Source organism: Mesorhizobium sp. M7D.F.Ca.US.004.03.1.1, from assembly GCF_003998635.1.
GTDB classification, from domain to species: Bacteria; Pseudomonadota; Alphaproteobacteria; order Rhizobiales; family Rhizobiaceae; genus Mesorhizobium; species Mesorhizobium loti.
Genome location: NZ_RZQG01001679.1, coordinates 1 through 571, shown reverse-complemented (window position 1 = coordinate 571; position 571 = coordinate 1). Strand labels below are relative to the sequence as shown.

At 61.5% G+C, this 571-nt stretch carries 1 pseudogene; it reads left to right on the top strand.

What is annotated here, in order from left to right:
* Positions 1-571 (top strand): annotated as a pseudogene (locus tag EN935_RS39440) (acetyl/propionyl-CoA carboxylase subunit alpha); the annotation flags it as partial.

The window sequence follows — 571 nt, the reverse complement described above, 5'->3', positions numbered from 1 at the left end:
GAAGGTGTCGAACGCTCACGCTCGGAGGCCGCAGCCTCTTTCGGCGACGATCGCCTGTTCATCGAGAAATTCATTGTGGAACCGCGCCATATCGAAATTCAAATCCTGGGTGACCGACACCGGAATGTCATCCATCTGGGCGAACGGGAGTGCTCAGTTCAGCGCCGCAACCAGAAGGTCGTGGAGGAGTCGCCGTCTCCCCTGGTCGATGCGCAGATGCGCGCTGCCATGGGCGCGCAGGCCGTCGCGCTCGCTCGGCAGGTCGGCTACGACAGTGCAGGAACCGTCGAGTTCGTGGTTGGCCAGGATCGGGCCTTCTATTTCTTGGAGATGAACACGCGTCTTCAGGTTGAGCATCCTGTCACCGAGCTTGTCACCGGCCTCGATCTCGTCGAGGAAATGATCAGAGTCGCCGCTGGCGAGCGGCTTCGCCACAGTCAGAATGATATCGTTTTGAAGGGCTGGGCGATCGAAAGTCGTATCTGCGCCGAGGATCCCGAGCACGGATTCCTCCCATCTGCGGGCCGGCTCGAGTTCTATCGGCCTCCAGCGCCGCAGCCGGCTCGCCTGC